The 20,520-nt window shown below is 54.9% G+C and carries 34 protein-coding genes and 1 pseudogene; 16 read left to right on the top strand and 19 right to left on the bottom strand.

What is annotated here, in order from left to right; translation table 11 throughout:
- Positions 1-55: 55 nt before the first annotated feature.
- The 3 genes from JK231_RS10795 to JK231_RS10785 form a co-directional block, all read right to left on the bottom strand.
- Positions 56-991 carry a transposase gene (locus JK231_RS10795; RefSeq protein WP_211728508.1) on the bottom strand — a complete coding sequence of 312 codons (936 nt, stop codon included), beginning with the start codon at positions 989-991 and terminating at the stop codon, positions 56-58.
- A gap of 424 nt (positions 992-1,415) precedes the next feature.
- A complete protein-coding gene (locus JK231_RS10790) occupies positions 1,416-1,649 on the bottom strand; it encodes a hypothetical protein (protein WP_160833699.1) in 234 nt (77 codons plus the stop codon).
- 17 nt (positions 1,650-1,666) lie between these two features.
- On the bottom strand, positions 1,667-2,311 hold the full coding sequence (locus JK231_RS10785; protein ID WP_097098556.1) for a DNA methyltransferase: 645 nt from the start codon (positions 2,309-2,311) through the stop codon (positions 1,667-1,669).
- A 345-nt stretch (positions 2,312-2,656) separates the two neighbouring features.
- Between JK231_RS10785 and JK231_RS25495 the strand changes: the two are divergent.
- Positions 2,657-2,845 (top strand): annotated as a pseudogene (locus JK231_RS25495) (IS110 family transposase); the annotation flags it as partial.
- Positions 2,846-2,865: 20 nt separating this feature from the next.
- Here JK231_RS25495 and JK231_RS25490 read toward each other — a convergent pair.
- Complete coding sequence (locus JK231_RS25490; RefSeq protein ID WP_249221694.1) at positions 2,866-3,165, bottom strand: hypothetical protein; 300 nt, start codon at positions 3,163-3,165, stop codon at positions 2,866-2,868.
- Between the two features lie 53 nt (positions 3,166-3,218).
- Positions 3,219-3,473 (bottom strand): hypothetical protein, encoded by a 255-nt coding sequence (locus tag JK231_RS10775; protein WP_249221693.1) that lies wholly within the window; start codon positions 3,471-3,473, stop codon positions 3,219-3,221.
- A 297-nt stretch (positions 3,474-3,770) separates the two neighbouring features.
- Here JK231_RS10775 and JK231_RS10770 point away from each other — a divergent pair, with 297 nt between their 5' ends.
- From JK231_RS10770 to JK231_RS10760, 3 genes are all read left to right on the top strand, one after another.
- Positions 3,771-3,998 (top strand): hypothetical protein, encoded by a 228-nt coding sequence (locus JK231_RS10770; RefSeq protein WP_249221669.1) that lies wholly within the window; start codon positions 3,771-3,773, stop codon positions 3,996-3,998.
- Positions 3,999-4,712: 714 nt separating this feature from the next.
- Complete coding sequence (locus JK231_RS10765; protein WP_211728507.1) at positions 4,713-5,021, top strand: hypothetical protein; 309 nt, start codon at positions 4,713-4,715, stop codon at positions 5,019-5,021.
- 231 nt (positions 5,022-5,252) lie between these two features.
- Positions 5,253-5,516 (top strand): biofilm development regulator YmgB/AriR family protein, encoded by a 264-nt coding sequence (locus tag JK231_RS10760; RefSeq protein WP_211728506.1) that lies wholly within the window; start codon positions 5,253-5,255, stop codon positions 5,514-5,516.
- Positions 5,517-5,537: 21 nt separating this feature from the next.
- On the opposite strand, the gene JK231_RS10755 is transcribed toward JK231_RS10760, so the two are convergent.
- From JK231_RS10755 to JK231_RS10745, 5 genes are all read right to left on the bottom strand, one after another.
- Positions 5,538-5,708, bottom strand: coding sequence for a hypothetical protein (locus JK231_RS10755; RefSeq protein ID WP_231568837.1), 171 nt, complete (start codon positions 5,706-5,708; stop codon positions 5,538-5,540).
- Between the two features lie 117 nt (positions 5,709-5,825).
- Complete coding sequence (locus JK231_RS25660; RefSeq protein WP_255253270.1) at positions 5,826-5,957, bottom strand: hypothetical protein; 132 nt, start codon at positions 5,955-5,957, stop codon at positions 5,826-5,828.
- Position 5,958: 1 nt separating this feature from the next.
- Positions 5,959-6,081, bottom strand: a complete 123-nt coding sequence (locus JK231_RS25655; protein WP_254919502.1) for a hypothetical protein — start codon at positions 6,079-6,081, stop codon at positions 5,959-5,961.
- Between the two features lie 102 nt (positions 6,082-6,183).
- Entirely contained in the window at positions 6,184-6,420 is a 237-nt protein-coding gene (locus tag JK231_RS10750) for a hypothetical protein (protein ID WP_211728505.1), read from the bottom strand.
- 203 nt (positions 6,421-6,623) lie between these two features.
- Positions 6,624-6,884 (bottom strand): hypothetical protein, encoded by a 261-nt coding sequence (locus JK231_RS10745; protein ID WP_045816976.1) that lies wholly within the window; start codon positions 6,882-6,884, stop codon positions 6,624-6,626.
- A 219-nt stretch (positions 6,885-7,103) separates the two neighbouring features.
- Here JK231_RS10745 and JK231_RS10740 point away from each other — a divergent pair, with 219 nt between their 5' ends.
- The 3 genes from JK231_RS10740 (at position 7,104) to JK231_RS10735 (ending at position 9,210) form a co-directional block, all read left to right on the top strand.
- Positions 7,104-7,628 (top strand): MerR family transcriptional regulator, encoded by a 525-nt coding sequence (locus tag JK231_RS10740; protein WP_249221668.1) that lies wholly within the window; start codon positions 7,104-7,106, stop codon positions 7,626-7,628.
- A 36-nt stretch (positions 7,629-7,664) separates the two neighbouring features.
- On the top strand, positions 7,665-7,844 hold the full coding sequence (locus JK231_RS25485) for a hypothetical protein (RefSeq protein ID WP_249221667.1): 180 nt from the start codon (positions 7,665-7,667) through the stop codon (positions 7,842-7,844).
- A 205-nt stretch (positions 7,845-8,049) separates the two neighbouring features.
- Positions 8,050-9,210: a diguanylate phosphodiesterase gene (locus tag JK231_RS10735; protein ID WP_211728504.1), complete on the top strand. Its 1,161-nt coding sequence runs from the start codon at positions 8,050-8,052 to the stop codon at positions 9,208-9,210.
- Between the two features lie 39 nt (positions 9,211-9,249).
- Here the strand turns inward: JK231_RS10735 and JK231_RS10730 are convergent, their stop codons facing one another.
- Positions 9,250-9,552: a hypothetical protein gene (locus tag JK231_RS10730; RefSeq protein ID WP_052127596.1), complete on the bottom strand. Its 303-nt coding sequence runs from the start codon at positions 9,550-9,552 to the stop codon at positions 9,250-9,252.
- A 227-nt stretch (positions 9,553-9,779) separates the two neighbouring features.
- Here JK231_RS10730 and JK231_RS10725 point away from each other — a divergent pair, with 227 nt between their 5' ends.
- From JK231_RS10725 to JK231_RS10715, 3 genes are all read left to right on the top strand, one after another.
- Positions 9,780-10,085 carry a hypothetical protein gene (locus tag JK231_RS10725; RefSeq protein ID WP_176505757.1) on the top strand — a complete coding sequence of 102 codons (306 nt, stop codon included), beginning with the start codon at positions 9,780-9,782 and terminating at the stop codon, positions 10,083-10,085.
- Positions 10,086-10,229: 144 nt separating this feature from the next.
- A complete protein-coding gene (locus JK231_RS10720; protein WP_097118165.1) occupies positions 10,230-10,490 on the top strand; it encodes a hypothetical protein in 261 nt (86 codons plus the stop codon).
- Positions 10,491-10,571: 81 nt separating this feature from the next.
- The gene (locus JK231_RS10715; RefSeq protein WP_097118166.1) at positions 10,572-10,769 is read left to right on the top strand and encodes a hypothetical protein; all 198 of its coding nucleotides are present in this window, start codon (positions 10,572-10,574) and stop codon (positions 10,767-10,769) included.
- A gap of 218 nt (positions 10,770-10,987) precedes the next feature.
- Here JK231_RS10715 and JK231_RS10710 read toward each other — a convergent pair whose 3' ends face one another.
- The 6 genes from JK231_RS10710 to JK231_RS10685 form a co-directional block, all read right to left on the bottom strand.
- On the bottom strand, positions 10,988-11,254 hold the full coding sequence (locus tag JK231_RS10710; protein ID WP_097118167.1) for a biofilm/acid-resistance regulator YmgB/AriR: 267 nt from the start codon (positions 11,252-11,254) through the stop codon (positions 10,988-10,990).
- Between the two features lie 133 nt (positions 11,255-11,387).
- Positions 11,388-11,660, bottom strand: a complete 273-nt coding sequence (locus JK231_RS10705; RefSeq protein ID WP_097118168.1) for a hypothetical protein — start codon at positions 11,658-11,660, stop codon at positions 11,388-11,390.
- A 103-nt stretch (positions 11,661-11,763) separates the two neighbouring features.
- Entirely contained in the window at positions 11,764-12,006 is a 243-nt protein-coding gene (ycgZ, locus tag JK231_RS10700; protein ID WP_039337534.1) for a regulatory protein YcgZ, read from the bottom strand.
- A gap of 279 nt (positions 12,007-12,285) precedes the next feature.
- Entirely contained in the window at positions 12,286-12,540 is a 255-nt protein-coding gene (locus JK231_RS10695) for a hypothetical protein (RefSeq protein ID WP_097118169.1), read from the bottom strand.
- Between the two features lie 476 nt (positions 12,541-13,016).
- Complete coding sequence (locus JK231_RS10690; protein ID WP_097118170.1) at positions 13,017-13,199, bottom strand: general stress protein; 183 nt, start codon at positions 13,197-13,199, stop codon at positions 13,017-13,019.
- A gap of 264 nt (positions 13,200-13,463) precedes the next feature.
- The gene (locus JK231_RS10685) at positions 13,464-14,081 is read right to left on the bottom strand and encodes a hypothetical protein (RefSeq protein ID WP_097118171.1); all 618 of its coding nucleotides are present in this window, start codon (positions 14,079-14,081) and stop codon (positions 13,464-13,466) included.
- Between the two features lie 191 nt (positions 14,082-14,272).
- On the opposite strand from JK231_RS10685, the gene JK231_RS10680 reads away from it, so the two are divergent.
- Positions 14,273-14,512, top strand: coding sequence for a hypothetical protein (locus JK231_RS10680; RefSeq protein ID WP_097118172.1), 240 nt, complete (start codon positions 14,273-14,275; stop codon positions 14,510-14,512).
- On the opposite strand, the gene JK231_RS10675 is transcribed toward JK231_RS10680, so the two are convergent.
- Complete coding sequence (locus JK231_RS10675; RefSeq protein ID WP_160833705.1) at positions 14,502-14,816, bottom strand: hypothetical protein; 315 nt, start codon at positions 14,814-14,816, stop codon at positions 14,502-14,504. The genes JK231_RS10680 and JK231_RS10675 overlap by 11 nt on opposite strands.
- 1,265 nt (positions 14,817-16,081) lie before the next feature.
- On the opposite strand from JK231_RS10675, the gene JK231_RS10670 reads away from it, so the two are divergent.
- From JK231_RS10670 to JK231_RS10660, 3 genes are all read left to right on the top strand, one after another.
- Positions 16,082-16,588: a DinB family protein gene (locus tag JK231_RS10670; protein ID WP_211728503.1), complete on the top strand. Its 507-nt coding sequence runs from the start codon at positions 16,082-16,084 to the stop codon at positions 16,586-16,588.
- Positions 16,589-17,041: 453 nt separating this feature from the next.
- Positions 17,042-17,218 carry a DUF3606 domain-containing protein gene (locus tag JK231_RS10665; RefSeq protein ID WP_072050593.1) on the top strand — a complete coding sequence of 59 codons (177 nt, stop codon included), beginning with the start codon at positions 17,042-17,044 and terminating at the stop codon, positions 17,216-17,218.
- A gap of 906 nt (positions 17,219-18,124) precedes the next feature.
- A complete protein-coding gene (locus tag JK231_RS10660; RefSeq protein ID WP_211728502.1) occupies positions 18,125-18,382 on the top strand; it encodes an XRE family transcriptional regulator in 258 nt (85 codons plus the stop codon).
- A gap of 338 nt (positions 18,383-18,720) precedes the next feature.
- Here the strand turns inward: JK231_RS10660 and JK231_RS10655 are convergent, their stop codons facing one another.
- Positions 18,721-18,981, bottom strand: coding sequence for an XRE family transcriptional regulator (locus tag JK231_RS10655; RefSeq protein WP_160869563.1), 261 nt, complete (start codon positions 18,979-18,981; stop codon positions 18,721-18,723).
- Positions 18,982-19,760: 779 nt separating this feature from the next.
- Here JK231_RS10655 and JK231_RS10650 point away from each other — a divergent pair.
- The gene (locus JK231_RS10650) at positions 19,761-19,997 is read left to right on the top strand and encodes a DUF2171 domain-containing protein (protein ID WP_045816885.1); all 237 of its coding nucleotides are present in this window, start codon (positions 19,761-19,763) and stop codon (positions 19,995-19,997) included.
- A gap of 248 nt (positions 19,998-20,245) precedes the next feature.
- On the top strand, positions 20,246-20,503 hold the full coding sequence (locus tag JK231_RS10645) for a hypothetical protein (RefSeq protein ID WP_160833709.1): 258 nt from the start codon (positions 20,246-20,248) through the stop codon (positions 20,501-20,503).
- Positions 20,504-20,520: the final 17 nt, after the last annotated feature.

The raw sequence follows: 20,520 nt of genomic DNA, 5'->3' as shown, positions 1-20,520 counted from the left end.
CAGATCTAGTCCGGAGGCGTATCATATTTTTCACATTGGGCCATAAACTAATCCTTCAGCTATATGCCCAGTCCTTTTGATCACGGAACATAGCATTCATAATCGTAATAAATTTTCTGATACAGGCTGTTATAGCCACTTTTTTGGGTTTTCCATGTGCAACAAGCGACGTGTAGAAACTTTTAATCTGGGGGTTATATCTTACCGCTGAAAGCATTGCCATATAGAGTGTTGCGCGCAGACCGGACCTGCCGCCCCAGATAGCCCTTTTACCGCGGAGCTGCCCGCTATCCCTGTCATAGGGGCATACGCCAACCAGGGCTGAAATCTGCCTGCGATTAAGATGTCCCAGCTCCGGAAGCTGACTCAGGATCGCAGCCTGAGTTACCGGCCCGATACCTTTAACTGTTTCAAGCATTTTTCGTTTTGGAGAGAATGCAGCATTCTGATTCAGCTGGTCTTTTATTTCCTTATCAAGGGCATCGATCTGCACATTCAGGCACGCAATATGCTCCGCGATGTCCTTCTCAATCCAGGCGCCGCTTTTTTCCTGCAGCCTGGTGATTTCCATGACACGATTCTGCACCAGCTGACGCCGCCGCGTCAGGAGCATTGCCATATCCTGAAGTACTTTATCCCTGACAGGTCTGAACTCCGGTTTCATACGACGACCATATTCGCAGATTATCCTGGCATCAATGGGGTCGCTTTTTGCCACCTTGCTCATCGCCCGGGCAAAATTCTTTATCTGTAGGGGATTAATGACGGCAACAGGCAGACCCGCTGAAATCAGCATTGATTCAGCCAGAGAGTGATACCGGCTTGTGGCCTCCATGATAACGCCAGATATGTGAAGTCCTTCGAATTCCTTCAGCAGTTGCACGATGCCTGAGGCGGAGTTCTCCAGATGTATCAGTCGCTCTCTGGTGTCGATCCAGACATCTAAAGCGACCTTTGAAACGTCAATACCAACGGTTGTTTTATCGCTCATTTCAGTTCTCCCTGCCTTGCAGATACGGGCTTTAAGTGCGCCAGGCAATTGTTCGGGCTAATGCTGAAAAAGATGCTGCGCGGGATTGCTCCCCCTCGGGCTTTCAGCCCATGGAGACGATCGTGCTGCAGCATCTTGGGAACCAGATGAGTATAGAATCATCTACACCCCTCTATAAACATACAAGGAGACGAGCTTGTGCATCTTGAACACGCAGCGGCCGGGCTAAAGTGAAGTCACGGCACCGGCCGCAGACCGCACGGATTTTTATTCTCCCGCCGCAGGCGGCATCAATGAGGCGCGCAGCAACATCCATATTGTCTTGTCCACATCCCGGGTGCATATCCGCCCCGGAACCCTGTGGATAAAACTGGCCCTGCCGTGCGCCGGCAGGGATGCAGAGTGGCGCTCATTTTCTAATCAGTTACGCCCTCAGATGTTTCTTTATCACGGCCGCGCGCCGGTACAGTTCAACCAGGTCATTATCGATCCCCTCAATCAGCAGGCCGGCCATGCGCTGCTCGCGGCTGGCGCCCTGCCAGAGCTGGCGTGCAATCATGTCGCGCAGGCGCAGATGAAATTCGTACAGCGACTCTTCCAGGTCGGCCACGTCATCGGCCAGCGCGTCGTTATCAGGGTGCATAGTGTGATCGTTCATCGTGTTCTCTCCGTTCATCAGGCCGCACGGGCGTCGCGGTGGGCATACAGGCGGCGCAGGCCGGCGGCGTGGTACTGTTCCATCAGCTCGATACCAATCCAGCGGCGTCCGCAAGCCTGGGCGGCCACGCAGGTCGAACCGGAACCAGCAAACGGGTCCAGAACAATGGCGCCGGGCTGCGTGAAGGTCTCAATCAGCGGCCGGAGGGCGCTGACCGGCTTTTCGGTCGGGTGATGGCGGTTGCCGGTGTACTCCCACGGCATCACGTCCGGCAGCGGCTTTGCCGGCAGCGCCGGGCGCCCTTTGGCCAGCACGTAGGCGCTTTCATGCTGGTAGCCGACGAAGGCCGATTTTGAGGCGTAAGGCTTGGTGAAGACGATGTGGCCCACCACGCGGAACCCGGCCGCCTTCCATGCCTGCATAAAAATGTCTATCCGGTTCCAGCCGTAGAAGCTCACCGCCAGGCTGTTGTCTTTCAGCACCCGGAACATTTCGTTGCTTGCCGGCTGCACCCACTCGCTGTTCACGTCGTTGGCAATCGAGCGACCGGAACGGTCCTTAAAGCCGACGAGATATGGCGGGTCCGTCAGAATGAAATCAATGCTCTTATCCGGAAAGCCGCCCATAACCTGTACGCTGTCGCCGTGCATGAATCGAGACATAGTGATGCTCCTGTGTATGAAGGGGGCACCGGTAGTGGTGCCGTGACCTCCACACAGACGGGCGAACAGCAGAGCAAACAGGGGCGGATGCGCAAGCCGCACGCGCCGCCGGAGCGGACTGAATGTCCCGCGCACGGCGGGGAACGGGTGAGCACTCCGGCGACAGCTTCCCTTATATGTCGGTAAATATCTAAACTGACTTTGCAGGTCTGGCGAGGTCCGTGCAGCAGGTGAAGCTTCCGGGGCGCAAGAGCCCGTAAACAAGCGAGTGCGCACGGACTGAGCCACTCATCATTAGCCCGGACAGTTGTCTGAACCTAAATTCGTATCGTAATGAGGGGCACCATGAGTCAGCCGGATTTGCAGTGCATTGGTAGTGATGTGGCTAAGGCCACGCTGGACGTGGCCTCTACAGAGGAGATTATTCCTTTCACCGTCAGTAATGACACTGCAGGTTTTGAGGTAATTACTAACAAAATCAGCGGACTAAATATTTCTTTGATTCTGATGGAGGCCACCGGAGGCATGGAGGCGGAGCGCAACGACAACCTTTTTCATTCCTGCAGTGATGCCGCCATGACCGGCGACATCAGAGGATCGGCAGCTGCATACCGGGCAGCGCTATGCCCCTTTCTTCTCGAGCAAGACAGCATCGATGGCATCTCGAGATGCCACCAGTTAAATCCCTCGTTTGCATCATGATGGTCTTCGGCATACTCCATGGCCGCCGCAATCTCATCCGGCGTCATATCCGGGTTAATGCCGAGAAAATCCTCTGCCAGCCAGAAGGTGCCGCAGCACAGCTCGTCATCGCCGACTGCGGCCAGCCGCGCCCTGAATTCCCGTACGGTCATTGCTCTCATTACCTGTCCGGCGGGTTGTCCCGCCGCCTCCGGTTTTCTGATGATCAGGCAGCGTCTGTTTCAACACGTGCGGCAGGGATGGTGTCGGCACAGTGGCGCAGCAAATACCAGCTGAGACTCGTATCCGCATCGAGCGAGGCGTCGGCCAGCGCGATTGTGGCCAGCACCTCGTCGGGCGTCAGCTCTGGTGCCACGTCTTCGAAATCATCAGCTACCCACAGGTGCACCACGCAGGGTGTATCGGGTTCAAAGCGCAGCAGCTGTTGGGCCAGCTGGCCAGTGGTGAGAAGTTGATTCACGATTACTCCGGTCTACAGGTTGCACGGCATCAGCGCCGTGACGTCACGGCAGCCGGGCTATGGCGCAGGACGCAGGGTCGAAGGACGAAACCGCACGCGCCGCCTGAGCGGACTGAATGTCCCGCGAAGGGCGGGGAACGGGTGAGTCGTAAGGCAAAGCCTGCCTTGCGGACGAAGCGGCCCGGCTAAGGTGAAGTCACGGCGTAGCCCGACAGACGGAGGAAGGTTGCATGCATTTTTTGTATGTTTTAATCCGAATATGACTGCGCTCATGAAAATCGGGCGGCAGCCGAAGATATGATGTACACAACAGACAACTGCGAGTCACTACTCATGGCCAGAGCCCTGCCCCCGACCTATCTTCCCGTTTCCCCTTCCTGCCTGACAGAAAAGCTCCGTGAAATTGCGGACATGCTGGAAGTCCGCAGCCCGTTTATCCGCGCGGCAGAACGGCACTGCGCCACGGGAAGCCGCGGCGAGCCTGTAACGATTATCCGCATCGAGATTCAGGAGCAACCTGAGTAAGTCAGATATTTACGGTTAAAGTAAGGCGGATGACTGGCTCTGGCAACTCTATGCGCAGGGCCATATCAGTGCGGCCCCTTCCCGGGGCTTAAATTATTTTATGCACCGGGCACTTAAATATAAACTCGTACGACTCGCCTCTACCGATTAACTGAATGTCAGGTGACATCGGATATACAGGACGCCAGGTCCGGGAAGCGCCGCTTCGAACAAAAAGATTTATATTTAAGCACAGCGCCAGTGTGAAAGTGGCAGCATATTTTCGCTTCGGCAATCAGTCAGTCATTGGAGACGGAAAAAATAAATGAGAGAGTTAATGAACATATTCTCTGCAGGAAGCTCGTTATTGAGAAAAACCATTGCGTAGATCCTCTGGCTTTACTGCACCTGAACAGGATTTAGCAGTCTGCCTACGGGTGCGCCCTTTCGGAATCGGATGCGCATTACATGCACCGTGCTTCTGACAGTACGAGTTACCTGCTCTGACCCGGGAGCAGGCCAGAGTGAGAGATATTTTCTCAGGATGGAATTTACAACATCAATATATCAGAAAAAATATCAGCCACTTATAATAAAATGAAAAGATTCAATTTATTTATCCTTATTAATCGATAGTCGATAACTATGCACCTCATTTAAATCCTTCCCCGCCATTTGCTATAATAACAATATGGTTAAAATTATTCTCATTCATTTCTTAAGCGAGGTGTAAACGTGTTGTACAGCGAGGACATGACCGGTCACGCAGTTATTGGTGAAGCAGCAGTCAATCTTGCCGTGCGTGAAGAGGAAATATCCGTTGATGCTCTCCTGACGGAGCTGAACATTATGCTCAAAGCAGAGAAAACCAGCAGCCGCAGCCGGCGCATCAGCGATGCCATCAGCTGGCTGCGCGACTTCCGGACCGTCGGTTCACGCGGGGGCGCCGGTAAGAAATGGATGCTGTGTGATGCAGACAGCCCCAGTGCCGGCGGCGAGTCCACCATTCGCCTGCAGGCTGATGATGAAGATGAAATGAGATAACCACAACCTTCAGGAGCGGGCGCTCAGCGTCCGCCTTCACCTGACTTCGTAAGATGACTGCCTGCGCGCGCCATCATTAACGAAGCGCACCCCAGCGCCTTTTAACCTATAATTTCTCTGTTATCGGGTACGTTCTGCAGATGCAGAGCTCCCGGCCACACATTAACAATCCGCAACACCACTTTTACCGCCGTCATCCGCTCAGGATGCTCCGGCAGGGACCTTCACAGCATGAAAAATACCAACTCAGTGACCACAATCCGCACCCGCCTGCAGAGCAGCGGCGACGCGCTGGCGGCTGAAAGTCAGGAGCTTGAAGAGGCAATACAGGCGATCCTGGCCTCAGGCGGACAGCTGTCTAATAAAACGCTCATCACCCACGTCATTCGCGACCTTGAGCAGGAGCGTGACGCGCAGAGACAGGCGGTGCTGCGCAGCGTGCTGGAGCTTATCGTCAGTCACACGCCGGATGACGCCGGCGGGCAGGCCTTTTAACGCCTGCGCGACAGGGCTAATTCAGTTAAGTTTGGCGGCAAAAATCCGGATGGCCCGGCTGCAGGCCTCGCGCATGGCCATATCGGTACCGGACTCCTTCAGACGCCACAGCGTGCCGATAAGTTCGTGCGGGCTGACTGTCCCGCCCCTGTGCAGTACCTGCCTGATGGCCAGCCCGATGGCTTCGTGCATCAGTTCCTGTATTTCATTTTCGGTTTTCAGATGCGCTCCGCTTATTGGGGATATACACAGTGTATCGCGATAAGCGGCGCGCAGATATAAGCACCAAAAAAAACCGCCCGGAGGCGGTTAAATCAGCGGGGTGGCGCCCCGGTCAGGCGGAATGTCTCTGTCGCCGCCCGGCACCTCGTCTTCATGACCGGGCGCCGGCTCGTGGTCCGGCAGCGGGGTCGCATCGTCAGGCATCGGCTGGTCAGACATGCTATTTTCCGCCCTTCTGCTTCATGGTATCGCTGTCCCTGGTGTCTTTTTTGTTGCCCGCAGGCAGCTTGCTGTGGTCGGCGTCTTTGCCATCCTTCACATTTTTATCGTTACGGTCAGCCATGGTTACCTCCGTCACCCGGTATCGGGTAACGTTAAGTTTAGCCGCGTGACGGTACCGGAAGGTGAACAAATAACCGGTCTGTGACTTAAGCGTAAAAACCGCTCATTGCGCGGGCGGTGAAAGCGAGGCGTCCCGCGCTTCAGTCATGCTGTCGTCCACGCACAGGCGGCAGATGCAGGCCCGCATCTTCAGCTGCTGTGACGCGATCTGATACGCGTGCCGGTAGTTCACGGCCGAGCCCAGGAACTGACACTCCGGGTGGTCCTCAAGGCACACGCAGCCCTTCACGTGCAGCTGGTCCTGCTGCGCCATTCTGAGCAGATAATAAAACTGCCACATAAGCGGCCTCCTTCCATGATAAAAGGAGCAATGTATGCCTGAATATATATAACGGTGGAATTAATTTCTGATGCGATTTAAGCACGGGATATGCGGAGAGTGTCGTCCCTGACAGGTTCTCCGGCCGGTACACGCCTGAGCGCGACCGCTGAGGTCATCTTCATCGTCGTCTTCCGGCCAGAGCCGGACTACGTCCTTTGGCGTCAGTTCTTCTCGTCGTTCAGGCCCGCAAGGGTCTGCAGGTACGGCACGTGCCGGACGGCCTGCTCCGGCTCGTGGAAGCTCTTCAGCCAGCTTCTGGCTTCGGATATTTCAGTGAGCCGGTTATCGCTGCCGCCGGCCTCCGCCATGTGTCCGAGCTCGGCAATAAGCGATTGCACGCTTATTTCCTTTTCGCCCAGCGCCAGGCTCAGTGCCGCCTCGCCAATAATGACGTGCCCTTTCCCGTCGTGTTGAATAGACAAATTTACTACCTCCGTTTCACGTTGATGACAGCCTCACGTCACACTGTAGTCGCGGATGGTGAAAGCGCCCGGAGTTTATTCTGAAATTAGCCGTATCCGTAATAATTTATATCAGGTAGTGTGGTAATGAGACTCTCCGCGCGACGAGTTCCTCTCAAGCCCGCGCAGTTAAACCTCCGGCCCTGCCAGACAGGCTTTCTCCCCTGACGGACGCAATTTATGCCGTTCCATACAACTGATACCGTCTGCGGTATCGTGGGCGTGCTGCCTGAAACCCTGCGACGCTGGCGGCGGGCAGGCCTTATATCCCCGCCCTCAAAAGAAGGGTACTCGGACGCCCAGCTGGCGTGTGCGCTGCGCGTGCTGGATCTGACCGCCGGAGGCAATACGCTGTTTGACATTCACGCGACGCTGCGCTGGCCGGGGCTGGCGCTCAGGGGCGGCTGGACATTCCGCGAGGAGGATATGCTGCAGCTGCTCCACCGCCACACCGATGACGATGTGCGCCGGGAAATGCGCATGATGGCCACGGACTACTGTACCGACGACTTCGTTAACCGCTACCTGCGGCCGCTCAATCTGTGGCTGCGCAGCGATGCCAGTGAAGGCGCCACGGAACGACAGGGGCGCTTCCATGCGGCCGTACTGGCGCAGTGGAGCCTGATGGCTTCGGCGTCAGCGCGGCGTGCGGCCATCCCCCTGTTTCTGGAGGCGGTCAGCGTCACGGACAGCACTGAAATCTGAATGGAAGCCATCCGGCTGACGGGCCAGGGGTTCAGGGTGGAGGTTAATAATGCATGCAGCGGCATCCCTGCGAGCGCCCTGAGGCGCCACGACCATCACCTGAAGTGGTGCGGTAACGGCATCAGTGCAGCGATGCGCGACCACTTCCGCCTGAGCCTGGAGCGCGGTGAGGCCATTATGCTGACCGGCGGCTGGTCAGCAACGCTGATGAGCTGACAGCCGTCGCATAAGGTCGTCACCGTTCTTTCTGAGGTTTCACTGGTAGCATTCTGATACCTGCCCGCTGATACCTCTGCGCGGTGCAGCCTGCGCTGACCCGTAAAGCTCCGGGACGAGCCAGACCCGGCTACCGGTCCGGTTTGAGAAAGCGCGGCCGGCTGCTATGGTGCCCGTGACAATCTGCGGCAATACGGAGCCTGAAATGCTTACAACCATAATTTACCGGAGCCACCTGGCCGATGACGTGCCCGTCACCATTCTGCCGGACATGGTGAAGAAGGCCAGCCTGCTCAACGCCCGCCATCAGGTGACGGGCATCCTGCTGTTTAACGGCACGCACTTCTTCCAGATCCTGGAGGGCCCGGAACAGGGCGTGCTGGACATCTACGGCCGCATCTGCGCCGACCGGCGCCATCACAACGTGGTTGAGCTGATGCGCGACTACTCGCCGTCGCGGCGCTTCGGCAACCACGGCATGGAGCTGTTCGATCTGCGCCAACACCCCCGCGGCAGCGTGCTGCAGGCGGTGCTTGACCGCGGCACCTCTAAGTACCGCCTGACCTATGACGATCGCGGCCTGCAGTTTCTGCGAACCTTCGTGGAGGCCCGGGAGAAAGAAAACTACTTTGAGGTTCTGCCCGCCGACTACTGGGACTTTGTGCCGGATGAGAACGGGTCACCGGCCCCCGCCGCGGGCGTGACCTTCCGCCCGGTGGTCGACCCGCTCGGCCGTGAGGTCACGGCCCTTGAGGCCATACCCGATGATGCGCCGGAGGGGCTCTCCGGCGATGCGATGTACGTACATAATCTCGCTGCGGTCACCGGGGCGCTGCACAGAGCCGGCAGGTCATGCCCTGACGACATGATGCTCTACCTCAGCATTCTGCCCGGGACGCTGGTATCCGTTCCGGATGCCGTTGGTCGGATTGTCCGCGCCATCGACAGCGCTGAACTGGTGCCGCAGCAAATCATACTGGGCGTCAGCGAGACGGAGGTGATTTCTCAGCTGGAAGCATTTTCCGCAGCGGTGCGGCAGCTGAAGCAGGCCGGCATCAGCCTCTCTGTCGATAACTTCGGTGACGGCTCCGCCGGGCTGTCTCTGCTGGCGCACGTCCAGCCGGACCGCGTACGCATCGGGGCCGCGATCGTGCGCAATATTCACCGCAGCGGACCCCGCCAGGCGGTGGTGCACGCGGTGCTGCGCTGCTGTTCTGCGCTGGAGATTAACGTCATCGCGGCGGGCATCGAGCAGCCGGAAGAGTGGATGTGGCTGGAGGCGGCAGGGGTCACTGATTTCCAGGGCGCGCTGTTCACCGCAGAGGGGGCGGCCGTGGCCTGGCCGGAAACCCGCGAGGCCGTCTGAGGCGCAGGAACAGAACAGGGGCCCCCGGGCCCCGTATGATTAACAGGACGCGGCACGGTGAGGCGGAAGCTGCGTGGCCATAACGGCCGCGGGCACATCAGCCTTTTCCTGCCGCAGGGTTCTGCCGCGGTTGGCCTTTTCAAGCCAGGTGCGGAAATGCGTCATCATGGCCGCCGCATGCTGCGCGTCCGGCGTGCGGTAAATCAGCAGCCGGCTTTTGGTCTGGTTTGAGAAGTCGAGGGCATAAATCTCGATGACGGCCTCGCGCTGCTCGCTTTCAATTGCTGTGAAATGCATGTCAGGCCAGCGGTTCACCTTCAGCATAAACTCACTTAAAATCATTTTTTTTCCTCTTATTGTTTTAAAATCGGTACTCTTTTCACTGGTTCGCCCAGTGTAGAATGGGTTGCGGACTCTGCAAGCCGTCAGCGAGTTATTAAGCGTAAAGGTTTCGTAATCTCCCTGTTTTCAGCACCGGAGATAACTGCAGCATGCGCCAGCAGGAGATATCCGGCAATCTGCCGGTGGGCTATCAGTGCAACAGGCAATAACACACAGGAGAGGCAACCATGCTCAGCGAAAACAGGCTCCGTCACATCGCCGGCGATCCGGACAGCCATGACGCGGAGGCCGTCGCGATGGCGCAGGAGATCCTGCAGCTGCGCCGCACGCTGGGCGCGCCCTGGGCCGTGGTACAGCCGCTGGGCGAGCTGTATGTGGAGGACGGGAACGCGGCCATGATCTGGCCGGCGAGTCTGGCGGAGCGCGGCGACGTCTGCCTGTACCGCCTGGAGAAGCCTTCTCCGGTGGCGGAAACCGCCCCGCCCGCAGCAAAGCAGCGCGGCCGCAGAAAGAAATTACCGGCGCCGGAGTAAGGTATTTTCAGGACAGCATGCCTCTGCCGGACAGCGCTGACGCTGCAGCGCAAAAGTTTTCTACAGGTTCTTCTCCCCCGTTAATGTCCGGACCCGCTGCGCTGTGGTAAGCTCTGCGCCCGAAACCTGCCGCCGGAAAACCCCATGAAAAATGACTTTGAAGAAAAAATGGCCGACATCATGATTGGCGAGGCCGTCACCGCGCTGCTGGAAGAGGACATCGCCATCAGCTGGGCCGTCCTGACGGACCGCCTGCGGGCGGCGATTGAGCATGAAACGGATGAAGACCGCGTTCGCGCAGGGCTGCGTGCCATTGAAGAGGTGCGGCGGGAAATGCAGATTCGCGCCGCTGAAAAGACCGGGGTGCACGGCACTGAAGGTATGTCAGCGCAGAAGCTTCACTGAAGTCACCCGGGGCGCTGCCGTATCCCCGGGGTCGCCTTTCTGATATACTGTATACTTATCCACCTTACGGACGGAGGTCATATGAACGATGACACCACCGCCGAAGATATCTACGCCGTTATCGGAACGGTCGTGGCGCGCCTTCTTAAGCCGGACCAGTACCTCACCCTTCACGAAATCACCAGCGCCCTGCACAGCATGGGCGAAGCGGCAGGCACTGCCGGGATGCGCGAAAGCTGCGAACGCGCCGTCAGGCTGCTGGCTCAGCAGATGCACTGACCTTCAGATTACTCCCGTTCTGACGATCACTCCTCGCGCAATGACGGTGAGGTGCCACACTGATAAGTGTGAAATTGTTTAAACCGGGAGATGCCTGTGAAAGTCTGGATTGCCGTTACCCTCGCCGCCGCCGTGAGCTGCTCCGTATGGGCCTCAAAAGGGGGATTTGACTCTCCGGCTGCTGTGGCATCTGCGCATACTGCGCAGCAGAATTAATATCAGAAGCCTTCGTCGTCAGGCGTTTTGCCCACCACGATTTCCAGGGCGCTGCGCAGCACGTCAAGCTCGACCACGTCTGAAGTGCTCTCCAGCTCGGCGATAAGATAAAGAATGATCGCTTTGCTGGTGACCTTTTTGCCGTGAATAACGATGTCGCGGATGACGGCGTCTAGCACGGCGGTCTCGGCGGCCAGCGCGTCGCCGCCGCTGCGGAAGTGCTGGATGATATCGGCTTCGGTGGTGGTGTGATGTTCGTTAAGCTGCATAGTGTTATCCGTCAGGCCCTGCGGGCAAAAGTGGCCAGGCTCAGTGCCTGAAATAAAAACGGCCACCCTCCGGTAGCCGCATCCTGCGGGCGTCCTGCCACTTTCCGTCTGAAACGGAAATCTGTGCTGAGGTTCAGTGCTTGCGACCATTGTCAGGTGCGGGCTCAGCATTAAAAGCCAGAATTGCTGCATCACGGCTGCTGCTTACTTGAGGAAGAGTAGCTTCAACTTCATGAATAGCCATCATAATTGCTTCCAGTCGTTCGGCGTTCTGCTCGATCTTTGTCATGGACTTAAGCACGCCAATCAGCCTGACGGCGCCAATGTCATCGCCGCTGTCAAGCATAGTTATGACAGCATCACCCAAAACTATATCGACCAGTCTTTCTGATTTACTTCTTTGCATACCCGCGCCTTATGGTGCCTGTCATCCGGACAAAGTGCCGGTCGCCCAGTCCGGACGGCCCTTGTATGCATGCTGCGGGGCGTTTTTACATGGAAACTGAAACTTAACGCTCGAACAACATACCGATAAGCGTCTGGTAATGACGCTCTTCTTCCAGGCTGGATGCCACTTCAAGGCGACGTAACAGCTTGGTGCAGATGGCCTTACGGTTAAGGTTCTTGCCTGCGCGCAGGATTTCAACGACAATCTGCCCCAGCGTTTCCTGCTGGGTCGGCGCCGATGCCTTGCTGAAGTAATGCGCAATGTCGCTGGCGGAATCCGGGAATCTCGTATTGCTCTGACGCATGGTGAACCTCTCAGTGGTTAAAATGTAGTCGGCTCTGTCTGACCGTAAAGTTATACAACTAAATCAAACTTGTACAGCAATTGTGTTGTTGTACAGCTTATATTTTTGTGCAAAAAGTGCTAGATGTTACTAAACAGTAACTTAGGTGAGTATCAGCGCGCGAATGATGAGCGGGTTAACGAAAGGGTTGTACAACAGTCAGAACAGCATGCTCAGCTCAGGGGCCGGGGTACAGGGAAGAAGCCTGCCCGGTATCATCCGAACAGGCGGGAGATGCCTTCAGTGCGTTGAGCCGCGGCCTGAGGCGGTAATCCATCTCAGCTCGTCCCGGTTGCCCGGTAATGACTCAAACCTGCGGAGCCAGCGTTTCGCCCCTCTTATCTGCACGCAGCGCGCTGGATTTTCCTCTACGTCGGCCATCTCAGCCAGCTCGCGGATAAGCGAGCCAACGGTAATGTCCGCATTATTCATCGCCAGATGAACTGCCGCTTCGCCAATAATCATTTGGTTCTGGTCATGGTCATTATCAGGCATGCTTTGCTCTCCCTCCGCTTTATTACGGTATTTCAGTGTAGTCACTTAACGGACTGAAAACCGGTTCCGTTTAAATACTTTCCGCGCATTATCCCGTCAGTCAGAATTACGCTCAGCCGCACAGCAATAAAAAACACCCTGAATTCAGATGCATGACAGATTATCAGAGGTAAATATCGGAAAATACTGAATAAAACTTATGTGTAGTCTGAAATCGTTTTCATCCTGAGATGCAGCCTGAGCATGTGAATGTTTCGGGATTTAATCTCAGAAGAGGACTTAACATGGCCTGATAAATATGGATGATAAGCCAGCAGGTTACTGGCTATTAATATGCGCCATATATCAGAAAAATCAGGGGGGTAAGCTCGGTTGATTATTCTACTTCAACCTCAGATATAATTTGGAAATGCATATTTCCTAATTAAGCGCGCCGGGATTTAATTTACTTCCGGCGCGCGTCCGTGTGGTTTTATTTAAACTTCAGGTTTTGGGCTCCGCCGGCTGATAAGTCCGCCTTTACGACCGGCCTCGCGCGCGCGATCGGGACAGTTTTTGAAGTTACCGCCGCTGACGGCGCCGCCTTTGCTGCCCGCTTCAGAGGCGCGTGCCGGGTCGGCCGCGAAGTTTCCGGCTCCCCCGCGTCTTGCTGTTGTCATGATGTCTTCCTCAGTTAAAAGATGTCCTGTATTTCATGAAGTTATATTGTGGCACGTCTGTACAGGGCTGCCCGCCTTCAGGAAACTTTTTTTCAGGACCATGATGGCGGACACGCAATACTGGGTGGCTGAACCTGAAATGCGGGCCCGCTGGACCCTCACGCTTGCGACTTCAGCGATATGCGCCAGGCTGTGTGTGCGGAACGGCGCGTGACATCCCTCCGGTGGAGAGTTGTTCTGCAGGCGTGCCGTGCCGCATTCGTATTACTTCTGCGCAGCGTTCAGGGGGTGCGTGCTGATGACAACCCGTCGCCGCAGATGGCTTTCAGGCTCCGCGCCCCAGCAGAAGGCGGCCCAGTGACCGCAGAACGCCAGCCAGCTGCGCACCGGGTGCAGACAGCCCGATTCACCTGTGCCGTCCCACACGTATACGTAGTGCTCCGGGTCGCGCAGCGCCCAGGCCACCATCCCCTCCCACATCACTTTTGCCGCGTTGGTCTGCGCGCTGTCGGTAATGATGATCGACCAGCGATGCAGAAAATGGCAGAAAAAACGCCGCGCCAGGCCGTGCACCGCCCCCTCATGCTGAGGCTGGCGGGTGCGCCATACCATAACCTGTATGCAGGCGCGCTCCGGCGAGGTGAAGTCTTCGGTTTCCTCCAGCCGCACCGCATAAACGGTCTCCGGATCACGCTCCTGCGTGACCAGCCTGAACTGTCGCTCTGCTCTGTTCTGCCAGAGGGTGTAGCCAAACGGCGTCACAAACCCGGGCAGCGTAAAAGGCTCTGCGTCGCGGGCAAGAAAGGCGCGGGTATCGGCCCGGTTGGTGTCTTCCGGATTCAGCACCTGGCTGAAGCTGGTGTCGGGCAGGGTAATGGGCATGCTGTCGTCCGCCGTTACTTTTCTATTCACTTAGCCTCCCTGATAACCGGAGCGTTAATTTATACCGCTGAATTGTCTGCAATAATGGGTGGTGCTGTTTAAAAGATAGAGCACCGCAGGATTACTGCTGTACACGCGCCTGTGCATCGGTTACTTTGCGCCCGACCTCATTCACTACGCACGGGTATTTGATGCGACAGGACGGACTACCACCGGAAAAAGAAGCCGGATTGACCGGCTATTTCAGCCAGGTCACTCACCCCTGCCAGATTGAGCTGCTGGGCCGCATCACCGTTGAAATCCTGCGTCAGGAACGGCGGCTGACGCGCACCGCCTTGTGCCTGAAACTAATAGGGTGCCTCGACGGTGCCGACGATGAGGCCGAGAGAGAACACCTGAAGGTTCTTCTCAGAATGCTGTTTAATCGCTGAGCCTGAGGGGTAACACCGGGAGTTCACCGGTCACGAAACGTTCGTCCAGGGAAGAGAGCGGCAAACGGAATGCCGTGCAGTCATGGCGCATAACAACGGTTCGCAGATGCCGGTTACAGATAAACCAGACCTCGTCGCGGTCGTTGGAAAGAATGAAATACGCGTCAGACGTTTCCGAAGGATTAAAGCATCCCAGCGCCCTGTAGGCCGTCGTGAGGCTGAACCCGCTCAGCAGCGGCAGCGGCCGCGGCCCGCCGGGCAGTTCTTCCACCCTGAGATACAGCCCCTGTTCCATCCAGAGCATGGCCACCTCCGTAGCGCCTCTTCATTCTTCAGTAAAAGTTACGGTGCCGGGTGCCTCCCGGTGATTCAGAAAGGCTACCACCTGAATCGCGCTTTTGTTCCTGCTGTACCTGTGTAGCCTGGCCCCGTCGCATAGAGGGATTCACCGTGTTCAGAGCATATCAGCCAGTCGGCTTTGTTTTCTGACATCACAAAAAATAGTGAAGCAGGACGTTATCTACTGCTGCACCCATTGAATCAAAAAACATGAATTTATTTTTCATAAAACTACCGGATACATTTGGGAGAATGTGATTCTGGTTAACAATGCTCGCCAATTGACTGACAAAGAGAAGGAATTAACTGAAATGATTATGCTGAGAAAAAGCCCGATGGCGGCCAGGTTGTTCTGATTAGTCAGGTCAATAGGGGGGAAGCGGAAAAACCAGCCCATTTCGGACCAGTAAGCACTTGTTCTGAAGCCAGATAATATCACCTCGGCACTACCAGTGTTCCGCACTGGCCCCTGCTTCCGGACAGCTGCGAAGCGAAAAATCAGGACAAATCGCCAGGTCTGGAAAAAAATCCCGGGACGGTACCCGGGAAAAAGATTCAGTTTCCATTACACCCAAATCCGGAGGAGTTCCGGACCGGGAATAACTATAGACAGAATAGAAGGCGTGTCAAAATTTTTCGATAAATCATGTTCTTGGCAAATGCGCATGGAATATTTTCTTTCAACATGCAGCAGGCTTACCCGGCCTTATAAATGTATGCAATACATTCTTTTTTAAAACTTCGAACCCTATACGCAATATCCTGAACGAATAGCACCGAGAGCCAACCACAATAAGTAGCCCCGCCCGGCAGACTTTGTGCGCAGATTTCATGACTCACCGTCACAAGGAGCTGTTTTATTCACATCCGTACAATCAGGCAGTACGTTACTCGTGGTCGGACCTTAGCTGTGAATACCTGACCCTGGCAGATTTTTTTTCACCGGGCTGTCGAGATCCCCTCAGGCGACTACACTCTGATGCGCCTCAACGCCCTAACTCACCTGCAGGCACTTACCGGAGGCATCACCCTTCCCCGCCGCCGGTATGGAAGGTATATCCGGTGCATTGCATTAAGGTGTGAATGTGAATTCTCAGCCTGTAACCCTTCTGCCGCAGAAAAGACTGGCAGCGATAAGCTCCGGATTGTCAGTCTCAGTCCACACCGGATTAATTAAATGCGTACTTAACGATACCGCTATGCCGGACGTGCTGACGCTCTGGAAAAATTATGCAAAGAGTTACCGCCCTGACGTTACTGAGATATAAGCACTGGATGGATGCCGGGATGCTCAGCGCCATTGCCGAAACGGACGCGCGCCGTTTCCGCGCTGAACACCGGGAAATGCTCAGGCTCATGTACCACATGCACGCCACTGGCATGCTCATTCGTGCCAACCTGAAGGGGGAAGCGCCATCCCGGCCGAATATCAGACCGCGCAGGCCGCCTGAGCAGGCAGTCCTGGTGCCGTGCATGCTGGCCTGCTCCGGCTGGTTCATTGAATATGCGGCCGGCATGACGGCGGAAGCCTGGGATCGCCCCATCATTTATCAGCGCAGAGAAGAAAAGATGGCGCAGACAAGCCCCCTCAGCCTTATCGAGCAGGTGATACTGCATGGTACGCGACACCGCGGCGCGGTGAGCTGGCTTATCAAAGCGTGTGGCATTCAGCCCCCTCAGGACGTGGTGTCACATTTTCTGCGTAAACAGCTGACGTCTTTCGACACAAGGGGCTGAAGGAATGGCGATAATCCCAAAGTTTTGCCGCAAATCCGGCCGTATCGACAAAATCGGGCGAAATAAGGCATGAGGCCTGCTAATCAATTGCTGATGAAATTTCAGCAGAAAAGTTATCGGACTTACATCCGGGGGTTTCCGGATGAGAACATTCCGAAGGAAAGTGGCCTAATCTTAAATAACAATCTTTGTAAATTATAGGGTTACGGATTAGGCAATGCGATGTTAGATTGGTGTGCGACATTAGCAGTGCTTAACCCCACCTCTGCGAGAGAGCGTTGTTCCGCGGTGAACAAAACAGGCCCACTGATACTCATTAAGTGGGCTTTTTTTTGATAAAAATTTTTGCTCATTACGGTCAGTCATTTCAATTTTAATCCCCTCAGTTTCAGTGCCATTCTTCGTCTGCGTCACACAGCAAATAAGCCGTTTTGTCCTTAATCCGGGGTTTTGATGAGTTATATTTTTCACCGCCGCGAGCCGGAAGATAAAAAGATCATTGTGATAAATGAACAATGGCAGATTACATACTGGATGCTCACTTTACAGACTACGCAGGATAAGCTGGTGAAAGCACTTAAAACGGTGGGCACAGACCCGGAAACCGTTAAGCGCTATCTCCTACACTGAGCTTTCTGACTTACCCACCTCCCGGTGGGTTTTTTATTTATATCGGGCTGCCTGTGAGTGCAGCGTGACTGTACCCGGACAGTTCCGATGACACGCTCTTCGTATTAAGTCAGGCTGGCTGTAAGGGCATTAGTCGGAAGTTGGATCAGAAACAGAGAACTCTGAAATAACAGTTAACCACAACGCTACTTCCTCTTTGTGCTCAACCCTGCAGGCCAGAATGGTGGGCACCCTCAACTCAGGTTTCAGTCGACTCTGTAATTTCTTGCGGCCATCCTGCCGCTTTTTCACTCACGGCCTTATGTTCACAACGAAAGCCTTTTTATTCCCGCCTGGCATGTCATACGTCGAAATCAGCATTCTTCCGAAAGCAAATGCATTTCTAAGGATTCAAAGTACACCGCCAGGACAACCATACCTGCAGACATGGCAGCTAACTGTAATTAATTACGTTTCGATAAAAGCAATCTCAATCGTCAGCCTGATTCAGGTCTTTTCGGGCAGGCTGGCAGCCGTCGTATCAATGGGTGGAACCGGGACACTATGTCAGCTATTTTTGCGGAAAAAATACCCCTAACGACTGTGATGATGAAAGAAGCCACAGGTGCAGCAATGAGTGAATACGTCCGCGTCGCATATCATGCGTGAACATACCCCCTGTCTCTGAGTTCGGGTAACGCGGTTATTTTATTCGGGCTAAGAAGAATCCCCCCTGCTGCTGAAAGCGCTCTGCCTGAGTGCCGTCATAGCGGGAATGTCCGGCACGCTGCTCCCACGCATACTTCGCACATGACAGTTCATACAGGGTTTTCCGGACGGTCATCGGGACAGTGAAACACTATAGTTGGGGGATAATAGAAAAGTGCAGTAATTGCACTTTTTCAGGTTTTTTCAAGAGGAGAGCACATGACAGGATGGCATCTGAGGCTGTGGCGCAGGAGTATGCTCTGGAGCCGGGAGCGCGCGGCGGCAGAGCTCGGCGTGAGCCTGCGTACGTACAAAAGCTATGAAAATGCACAAGAGATTAAACGCTCGGTGGCACTGGCAACGGTGACGCTTTCGCTTACCGGTATGATGCCCGCACTCAGAACTCAGCAGCTGAGCGCAGAACGTCTGCTACAGCTCCTCGGCGAGATGACGGAAAGCGTCAGTAGGGAAATCTGACCGGGCCAGCGTGAACTGACCGTGAACGAAGAACAGGAAACAGCGAATAAAAAAATCCCGGGCGGCTGGCCCGGGAGCAACAGGAGTAAGCACTTCCGGTCTGAGGCCGGTGATGTTGGATCCTGAGAGCATGTCAGCTATTGCAATACGTCACACTGGTGTTGGCACGAGGAATAACACACGAGATAAGAATAGCGCCAGACGCGTTTTTATTTGCCAGGAAGCGTCTGATTTAACAGGGCGAGGTGCCGGTACGGTTACAGTTTATTAATCGCCCTGGTGAAATCGGGGTGAGAAATTCCGTACCGGCACTGGAAAATTTAGCATACTCACCGCGTTCAGGTATCGCGGTCTCCGGGTAGCGAAACGCCTTCCCGCCACAGCTGCCACATCGCCTGCCTGATGCTCCAGAATCCGGGCGAGTAAAACACGCGCCCGAGTTTCTCTGCGATGGCCGGCGTCACCGGCTTACTATCGCACAGCAGTGACCAGACATCCCGCTGTGCCAGACCGGATTTCAGACAAAGTGATTTTACCGTCATGTCATGTTCAGCGAGCAGGTAAGCCAGAAAGCGGCCGGGCGAGGTGCGGCCATCCATAGAGCCCAGGGGTCCGTGAGGGTGATAGCCCGAGCATAAGAGGACATCGGCAGCTGCACAAGATCTGTACCACAGATTGTGAGAAATCCGCTGCAAAACTCACACCGGGGGACAGAGGTGAGATTAAGGTGTGGCGAAAGTGGGATAGCAGGCTGCACAAACAGAAAGGCCCGGAATAAATCCGGGCCATCTGGAACCAGTGTGGCGTCATCCTGACACCGAGCTTGCCGTGTCATTATAGCGGGCTTTAACAGAGTAATATGTCAGGACAGAGAAAAGTTTGTCTTCCGGTAAGATTTTAGAATGTCTTATACGCTTACCCGGGCAGATTTGTACCGCGTTATTCAGGCAAGGCCTGCCGTCTCAATGGTTCTTCCTGACCGGGAAAATGCCGGTTGAAACTCTGTTACTGGCATGGAGGTAAAGGGGATGAGTACGGGATATGTTTTTGAAAAAGCCCGGGGCGGACCCGGGAATAATTCAACGATTCACCTAACCATTACTGGATCTAAAGACACAGTGCAATAATCATGGTCTGTACGTACCGGCTGTCAAATAAATCCGCAAAATAAATCCGACATTTCATCCCTTAATGACCGTTACTCTGCGCTTTTACACCCCGCGTTTTCCATGCAAAAAAGTCCCTTCAGATGCCCGGCCGGATGTTTCAATTTGTTAGTTTTAAAAATAATGCAGATAAATAACCTACAGTTTGTAGTGTGTATCCGTCAGGTTGGCGGGTAAAACTCACTAAGAGCAGACCAAACTAAGGATTAACTATGGTTGATAAATCAGAAGTTCTGGACCATGCCCAGGTAGTGGACGTTAACGGTGAGCATGTGGGTATCGTTGACCATTTTGAAGGCGATGACAAAATCAAACTGGCAAAAAGTGACCCGGAAGCCGGTGGCCAGCACCACATCATTCCTTTCAGCTGGGTGAAGGAAGTGGATGACAATAAAGTGATTCTTTCCAAATCCAAGGATGAAGTCGAGAGCGAGTGGCAGGCCGTCTAAGCAAACCGCCGCGGCAGAACGCCGCGGCAAACTTTTAACGCTTTATAGTTATTACTGCAAAATCCCCTGGTACTGAACACATCATTTTTTCTCACGCATTTATATTCTGATGTACTCCCGTAAAATCCGCCATCTGAAACCAATATTTTATTTTTTGTCCATATGACAGATTTTTCTTCTGGTGAATGCACCAGTTGCGTCTACAGTGAATCCTGAGGTTGTTATTTTCCCGAAAAGGAGGATTTGCTGTGTTTTATCACGACGATGAGAAAGGCCATATCATTATCGGAGAGGCAGCGGTCAGCCTGGCGGTCGCCGGCCAGGACATTTCGGTGGAGTCCCTTATAAAGGAGCTCTCCGTAATGGCTGAAGGTGACGTCAGCGACGCGAAGCTTGCGGAAATCTTTGACGCCAGACGCTGGCTCCAGGGTTTTCGAAAGTACAGCAGTCGTGAGCAGGCCGAGCTGCACTGGATGACGATGACGGGCCAGGAAAACGACGGATAACACAACCAGGAACGTAG

It is taken from the genome of Pantoea sp. JGM49 (assembly GCF_018257655.1).
Classification (GTDB): Bacteria; Pseudomonadota; Gammaproteobacteria; order Enterobacterales; family Enterobacteriaceae; genus Pantoea; species Pantoea communis.
Note: the sequence above shows the minus strand (reverse complement) of the source record. Positions and strands in the feature narration are given on the sequence as shown.

What these genes read in the sequence shown, in the direction of transcription:
- JK231_RS10660 (WP_211728502.1), top strand. Translation starts at nt 18,125, where the DNA reads ATGACAGGATGGCATCTGAGGCTGTGGCGCAGGAGTATGCTCTGGAGC.
- JK231_RS10690 (WP_097118170.1), bottom strand. Translation starts at nt 13,199, where the DNA reads ATGACAACAGCAAGACGCGGGGGAGCCGGAAACTTCGCGGCCGACCCG.
- JK231_RS10790 (WP_160833699.1), bottom strand. Translation starts at nt 1,649, where the DNA reads ATGAACGATCACACTATGCACCCTGATAACGACGCGCTGGCCGATGAC.
- JK231_RS10715 (WP_097118166.1), top strand. Translation starts at nt 10,572, where the DNA reads ATGAACGATGACACCACCGCCGAAGATATCTACGCCGTTATCGGAACG.
- JK231_RS10665 (WP_072050593.1), top strand. Translation starts at nt 17,042, where the DNA reads ATGAGTTATATTTTTCACCGCCGCGAGCCGGAAGATAAAAAGATCATT.
- JK231_RS25490 (WP_249221694.1), bottom strand. Translation starts at nt 3,165, where the DNA reads ATGACCGTACGGGAATTCAGGGCGCGGCTGGCCGCAGTCGGCGATGAC.
- JK231_RS10750 (WP_211728505.1), bottom strand. Translation starts at nt 6,420, where the DNA reads ATGTGGCAGTTTTATTATCTGCTCAGAATGGCGCAGCAGGACCAGCTG.
- JK231_RS10735 (WP_211728504.1), top strand. Translation starts at nt 8,050, where the DNA reads ATGCTTACAACCATAATTTACCGGAGCCACCTGGCCGATGACGTGCCC.
- JK231_RS10740 (WP_249221668.1), top strand. Translation starts at nt 7,104, where the DNA reads ATGCCGTTCCATACAACTGATACCGTCTGCGGTATCGTGGGCGTGCTG.
- JK231_RS10705 (WP_097118168.1), bottom strand. Translation starts at nt 11,660, where the DNA reads ATGCAAAGAAGTAAATCAGAAAGACTGGTCGATATAGTTTTGGGTGAT.
- JK231_RS10650 (WP_045816885.1), top strand. Translation starts at nt 19,761, where the DNA reads ATGGTTGATAAATCAGAAGTTCTGGACCATGCCCAGGTAGTGGACGTT.
- JK231_RS10785 (WP_097098556.1), bottom strand. Translation starts at nt 2,311, where the DNA reads ATGTCTCGATTCATGCACGGCGACAGCGTACAGGTTATGGGCGGCTTT.
- JK231_RS10680 (WP_097118172.1), top strand. Translation starts at nt 14,273, where the DNA reads ATGCGACAGGACGGACTACCACCGGAAAAAGAAGCCGGATTGACCGGC.
- JK231_RS25655 (WP_254919502.1), bottom strand. Translation starts at nt 6,081, where the DNA reads ATGGCTGACCGTAACGATAAAAATGTGAAGGATGGCAAAGACGCCGAC.
- JK231_RS10695 (WP_097118169.1), bottom strand. Translation starts at nt 12,540, where the DNA reads ATGCCTGATAATGACCATGACCAGAACCAAATGATTATTGGCGAAGCG.
- JK231_RS10710 (WP_097118167.1), bottom strand. Translation starts at nt 11,254, where the DNA reads ATGCAGCTTAACGAACATCACACCACCACCGAAGCCGATATCATCCAG.
- JK231_RS10760 (WP_211728506.1), top strand. Translation starts at nt 5,253, where the DNA reads ATGAAAAATACCAACTCAGTGACCACAATCCGCACCCGCCTGCAGAGC.
- JK231_RS10795 (WP_211728508.1), bottom strand. Translation starts at nt 991, where the DNA reads ATGAGCGATAAAACAACCGTTGGTATTGACGTTTCAAAGGTCGCTTTA.
- ycgZ (WP_039337534.1), bottom strand. Translation starts at nt 12,006, where the DNA reads ATGCGTCAGAGCAATACGAGATTCCCGGATTCCGCCAGCGACATTGCG.
- JK231_RS10755 (WP_231568837.1), bottom strand. Translation starts at nt 5,708, where the DNA reads ATGCACGAAGCCATCGGGCTGGCCATCAGGCAGGTACTGCACAGGGGC.
- JK231_RS10725 (WP_176505757.1), top strand. Translation starts at nt 9,780, where the DNA reads ATGCTCAGCGAAAACAGGCTCCGTCACATCGCCGGCGATCCGGACAGC.
- JK231_RS25660 (WP_255253270.1), bottom strand. Translation starts at nt 5,957, where the DNA reads ATGTCTGACCAGCCGATGCCTGACGATGCGACCCCGCTGCCGGACCAC.
- JK231_RS10720 (WP_097118165.1), top strand. Translation starts at nt 10,230, where the DNA reads ATGAAAAATGACTTTGAAGAAAAAATGGCCGACATCATGATTGGCGAG.
- JK231_RS10675 (WP_160833705.1), bottom strand. Translation starts at nt 14,816, where the DNA reads ATGCTCTGGATGGAACAGGGGCTGTATCTCAGGGTGGAAGAACTGCCC.
- JK231_RS10685 (WP_097118171.1), bottom strand. Translation starts at nt 14,081, where the DNA reads ATGCCCATTACCCTGCCCGACACCAGCTTCAGCCAGGTGCTGAATCCG.
- JK231_RS10655 (WP_160869563.1), bottom strand. Translation starts at nt 18,981, where the DNA reads ATGGATGGCCGCACCTCGCCCGGCCGCTTTCTGGCTTACCTGCTCGCT.
- JK231_RS10730 (WP_052127596.1), bottom strand. Translation starts at nt 9,552, where the DNA reads ATGATTTTAAGTGAGTTTATGCTGAAGGTGAACCGCTGGCCTGACATG.
- JK231_RS10770 (WP_249221669.1), top strand. Translation starts at nt 3,771, where the DNA reads ATGATGTACACAACAGACAACTGCGAGTCACTACTCATGGCCAGAGCC.
- JK231_RS10670 (WP_211728503.1), top strand. Translation starts at nt 16,082, where the DNA reads ATGCAAAGAGTTACCGCCCTGACGTTACTGAGATATAAGCACTGGATG.